The following is a 4,240-nucleotide window of genomic DNA, read 5'->3' as shown; positions in this document are numbered from 1 at the left end:
ATTGCGCACAGCATGCAATGTGAGCGGGTTCCACGGATTGTGCTCGAAGAGGAAAAAGTTTCCGCCTTTTGTCAGAACCCTGCTGATTTCCTGGAGAAGGCCCAAATGGAGATCGCCAGGGATATGATGAAAAACGCACGCAACAAATATGACGTCGAAGTGCCCGTCGTCATACGGGATCGTTCTGCCATCGAATTGCTGGAAATGCGCTTGGCCCGGGAACCGCTTCTCGGCGATATCGAGGGATTGCGAGGAAGGATCGAGCAACACTATTTCGCTCTCGGGAAACGCAGCTTTGAGATAACCCAGTGAATTGCCCACACCTCCGCCGAAATCGAGTATGCGTCGTGGTCTCACACCCGCGGATGCGAGTACGGCAGCCACGTCGTCAATCTTGTACTTGGCAAAGAAATCCGGAGTTTCACCGCTCAGACGAATGCTGGCGGCGTGCTGCTGGTGATATTCCGACGCGAACTGGTCAAATTCAGCCTCGAGCATGCACAACCTCCTTCACACGTTCCTGAAGCCGGTGAATGGGTAGATCCTGGCGAGCGCTAACTGCGTCGTAGGAGACGATCTCATTGACGAGGTAAAGCGGACGCCGCTTCGTCTCCATGTACATCCGCCCGAGATACTCGCCAAAGATACCGAGCACCAGAAGCTGAACGCTGCCAAGTATGAGGACTATGGCTGCCAGACTGGTCCAGCCGGGCAAAACGTTCCCGGCAATCCAGGAACAGAAAGTGTAACCCAGCGCGAAAAGTCCAAGAATCCCGAAGATCATGCCGAGGTGCGACGCGAAGCGGAGCGGAGCGATGGAAAAGCTTGTCATTGCGTCCATCGCCAGCAAGAGCATTTTCCTGAACGGGTAATGCGTGGTGCCAGCAAAGCGCCGGCACCTTTCATAAGGGAGGGCGACTTGCCTCAAGCCGATCCAGCTGACCATTCCGCGAATGAACCGATAACGCTCCGGCATCGAATTCAGATGATTAAGGGTCCGGCGACTCATAAGGCGAAAATCGCCGGTGTCAGGAGCAATATCCACGTCGACCATCTTGCGCAGCAACCGATAAAACATCGCCGCCGAAGCGAGTTTGAACCAGCTTTCTCCCTCGCGTTTCAGGCGTTGGCCATAGACGACATCATAGCCTTCATCCATCTTGGCCATCATTTGGCCGACAAGTTCCGGGGGATCCTGCAGATCGGCATCGAGAATAAGAATTCTTTGGCCACGACAAATATCCAGGCCTGCGCTGAGTGCAATTTGATGGCCATAATTGCGGGCAAGATCGACTGCGACGAGGTGAGGGTCTGTTGCCGCTAAATTGAAGATCGCCTGGCGGGTGCCGTCTGTCGCACCATCGATGACGAGGACAATCTCGTAGGACTGGCCAACCTGTTGCTGACACGCTCCGGTTACGCGTCGATAAAGCTCATCGATGCCGGCCACTTCATTGTAGCAAGGGATGACGGCAGAGAGCGCAACATTCTGTGGTTGATTTAACTTTGTCTTTGGCAACGACCTTACCCCAGATTTTCACAATATTCATACTAGTTCGGGTAGAGATTAAGCATCTGACTTCGTTGCCTGATTGCCCGCACCCAAAGGTCGTATGGACAGGGTGCTTGGCAACAGAAGGTTGCCAGTCTGGTCTCTCGATCAAACGGTGTTCTGGATTGCCGCGAACATCGATGATCGGGACAAGGCGAACTCGGGTAAACCCGGTTACAAAGATGTGGTATTTGGTGGAGCTGCCCGCGATCGGGCAGCTCCACCAACTAAACTTAGTTAACTACAACACCGTTCATCTTGGTGCCGAGCTTGTTGAATACGCTGTTGAGGCCGTTGCCGAGCGTGCCTGCACCGGCAATGATGCCGACGGAGATAAGGGCAGCAATCAGGCCATATTCGATGGCAGTTGCGCCGGATTCGTCTTTAAGGAAGCGTGCGAAGAGAGTGTTCATTTGATTGCCTATCCTGTTGTTGTGCATGGTTTCGTTGAACCGTCCTCAACATAGATTTCCAGCAATTGCAGTTTCACTAATATAGATGGTTACTGAAAAGTGACTGAATTTGTTGCTTAAATTAGTTTTACGGAAGTCGATTAAATTCAGTTAAATTATTAGGTACTTGTAATTCCAACTAGATTCATCTGTCGGCCGCTTAGAATTCGAGTTGACGTGTGATCTGGTCAGAATATCCTCGATTTGAGGAAAATTTTAGTTAAATTGACTCGCCCGTCTAAAGTAAAAATTAACCAATAACAACAGTCTCTTTTGCTAAATTACTCAATGAGGAGGACGATTCAACGGGACTTTGAAAGGAGAGGCGAACAATGACAAAGCTCTTCGCGCGCTTCCTCAAGGACGAAACCGGCGCAAGTGCGGTTGAATACGCACTGATCGTTGCTCTGATAGCAGTTGCCATCATCGGCGCTACCAGCAAACTTGGAACCAGCATTAAAGATATGTTCGAGAAGCCCAGCCCATAGGTCAGACAGGGCCCAATTTACCCGCATGATAGTCCCAGACCTTTTGCAAGAGGTTGGGCTTCCAGAGATTGGCTGCGATCGTGGCGACCTGTTCAGGCGTCAGAACCGTTGGTGTGCCGAGGCTTTTGGCCAAATACTGCCTTTGCGTATTTTCCTCGAGGTACACTGCAAGGACGAATGCTTCGAGAATACTGGCCGCAGCGATCACCGATCCATGCGATTTCAACATTGCGATGCGATGCGCACCAAGCGTTGTGGCAAGCGCTTCACCGAGTTCCTTGGTGTTGATTGATGCTATCTCGCCAAACTGCATGATCTCGCCGATCACCGCTGCCTGCATGATCACCGGTTCAACGGGATTCCCCGTCATGCTGAAGAGCGTTGACCACAGCGGGTGAGCGTGGATGACCGAACCCACGTCCGCGCGGCGACGGTATATCTCCGAATGGATGTGGAATTCCATCGGCGGGACTGCGCCGCCATCGACCGGCTTGCCGTCGAAATCGGTCATGACGATATCGTCGATGGTGAGTGCCGAGCGGACCGATGCACCGGAATTGATCAGCATTCGATTTTCGCCAGGAACACGCCAACTGGCATGGCCGTTGAAATCTATGATTCCCGCGCGTTCGAGCATAAGGATCGCATCGACCAGCATGCGCTTCTGTTGAGTGTAGTTATCCATGTCCTGCCAGTTCCATGCCAGATTGTGTCTGAGATACCCCGCGCTTATTTTCTTTGTTGATACGGCCCCAGTTCCTTGACTGCTGCATCGGCGAACGACGCGTCGAGGATTTGGGCGACAGTTGCGCTTGCCGGTACGAGACCTTCGCTCTGGAAGTATTTGAGATCGTTTTGAAGGCTGGCGGTGTTGAGCTTGCCGTCGGGATCGATGCCTTGCGGGACAATGGCGCGATAGACGGAAGCATCCTTGATCGGTGTATATTCGGTCAATATGGAGATCACTTCGTCCGCGGCCGGGCCGGCCAGCTTGCCGTTGGCAAGCGCGTCATTGTAGTCGCGAAGCGCATGGATATAGGCGCGCATGAATGCTTTTGCGGCATCGGGCTGTTCCCCGATGAACTCTGCCGAGTACAGGACAACCRCGAGCTGGTGATTGGGGTAAATCTCGTCATCGCCCATGATACGAACGGCGGCGCCACGGCGTACGGCTTCTGTTGCGGAAGGTTCGGTTGTCAAAGCCGCGTCAACGGCCTTGTTCTCCAGCGCGATGATATGTTGCGGAAATGAGAGGAATACACGCTCGACATCGCTGGGTTTAAGCCCCGCCTTTTTCAACGCCTCGTTCATGGTCGATGTCGATGCGCTGCCAGTGGCACTGCCCGCAACCTTCATGCCTTTGAGATCGGCGAGCGACTTGTACTTGCCGCTTTCCACGAGATCCTTGCGAACCAGAAGTGGCTGATAGCCGTAACCTGGGGGCGTCGAACCCTTGTCGGCGACAACCTTGATTCCGATCCCTCGTGCCACGGCATTGTACAATCCTGCCGATACCGAGCCGCCGGCAACGTCGAGTTGGCCGGCTCCAAGCGGAGCAACCATCTTCGCGCCGGAATCGAAGGGCACGAACTCCGCCTCGATACCTTCTTCGCGGAAGTAGCCTTTTTTGTCGGCGATGAAGAAAGCGATATCACTGCTGGCGTTGACGATACCGATTTTCACCTTGGTGAGTTCCGCCGCCATCGCACTCATCGCATTCAACGACAAGCAGGCAATGAGCGCTCCGC

The 4,240-nt window shown here is 53.5% G+C and carries 6 protein-coding genes; 1 reads left to right on the top strand and 5 read right to left on the bottom strand.

The window, feature by feature from the left end:
* The 3 genes from ACXJ5O_RS20255 to ACXJ5O_RS20245 all read right to left on the bottom strand — a co-directional run.
* Window positions 1–498: class I SAM-dependent methyltransferase (locus ACXJ5O_RS20255; RefSeq protein WP_457301462.1), on the bottom strand; the 498-nt coding region annotated here is incomplete at its 3' end.
* On the bottom strand, window positions 485–1,519 hold the full coding sequence (locus ACXJ5O_RS20250) for a glycosyltransferase family 2 protein (RefSeq protein ID WP_457301461.1): 1,035 nt from the start codon (window positions 1,517–1,519) through the stop codon (window positions 485–487). The genes ACXJ5O_RS20250 and ACXJ5O_RS20255, both read right to left, overlap by 14 nt.
* 266 nt (window positions 1,520–1,785) lie before the next feature.
* Window positions 1,786–1,965 carry a Flp family type IVb pilin gene (locus tag ACXJ5O_RS20245; RefSeq protein ID WP_112531618.1) on the bottom strand — a complete coding sequence of 60 codons (180 nt, stop codon included), beginning with the start codon at window positions 1,963–1,965 and terminating at the stop codon, window positions 1,786–1,788.
* A 371-nt stretch (window positions 1,966–2,336) separates the two neighbouring features.
* On the opposite strand from ACXJ5O_RS20245, the gene ACXJ5O_RS20240 reads away from it, so the two are divergent.
* Window positions 2,337–2,492, top strand: coding sequence for a Flp family type IVb pilin (locus ACXJ5O_RS20240; protein WP_183663084.1), 156 nt, complete (start codon window positions 2,337–2,339; stop codon window positions 2,490–2,492).
* A gap of 1 nt (window position 2,493) precedes the next feature.
* Here the strand turns inward: ACXJ5O_RS20240 and ACXJ5O_RS20235 are convergent, their stop codons facing one another.
* Both ACXJ5O_RS20235 and ACXJ5O_RS20230 read right to left on the bottom strand, forming a co-directional pair.
* Window positions 2,494–3,177 (bottom strand): class II aldolase/adducin family protein, encoded by a 684-nt coding sequence (locus ACXJ5O_RS20235; protein ID WP_112531439.1) that lies wholly within the window; start codon window positions 3,175–3,177, stop codon window positions 2,494–2,496.
* A gap of 44 nt (window positions 3,178–3,221) precedes the next feature.
* A partial coding sequence (locus ACXJ5O_RS20230; RefSeq protein WP_457301460.1) for an ABC transporter substrate-binding protein occupies window positions 3,222–4,240 on the bottom strand: 1,019 nt, incomplete at its 5' end.

This window comes from Phyllobacterium sp. P5_D12 (assembly GCF_054049495.1).
This window is presented reverse-complemented; position numbering and strand designations above follow the sequence as displayed.

What these genes read in the sequence shown, in the direction of transcription:
- ACXJ5O_RS20245 (WP_112531618.1), bottom strand. Translation starts at nt 1,965, where the DNA reads ATGAACACTCTCTTCGCACGCTTCCTTAAAGACGAATCCGGCGCAACT.
- ACXJ5O_RS20240 (WP_183663084.1), top strand. Translation starts at nt 2,337, where the DNA reads ATGACAAAGCTCTTCGCGCGCTTCCTCAAGGACGAAACCGGCGCAAGT.
- ACXJ5O_RS20235 (WP_112531439.1), bottom strand. Translation starts at nt 3,177, where the DNA reads ATGGATAACTACACTCAACAGAAGCGCATGCTGGTCGATGCGATCCTT.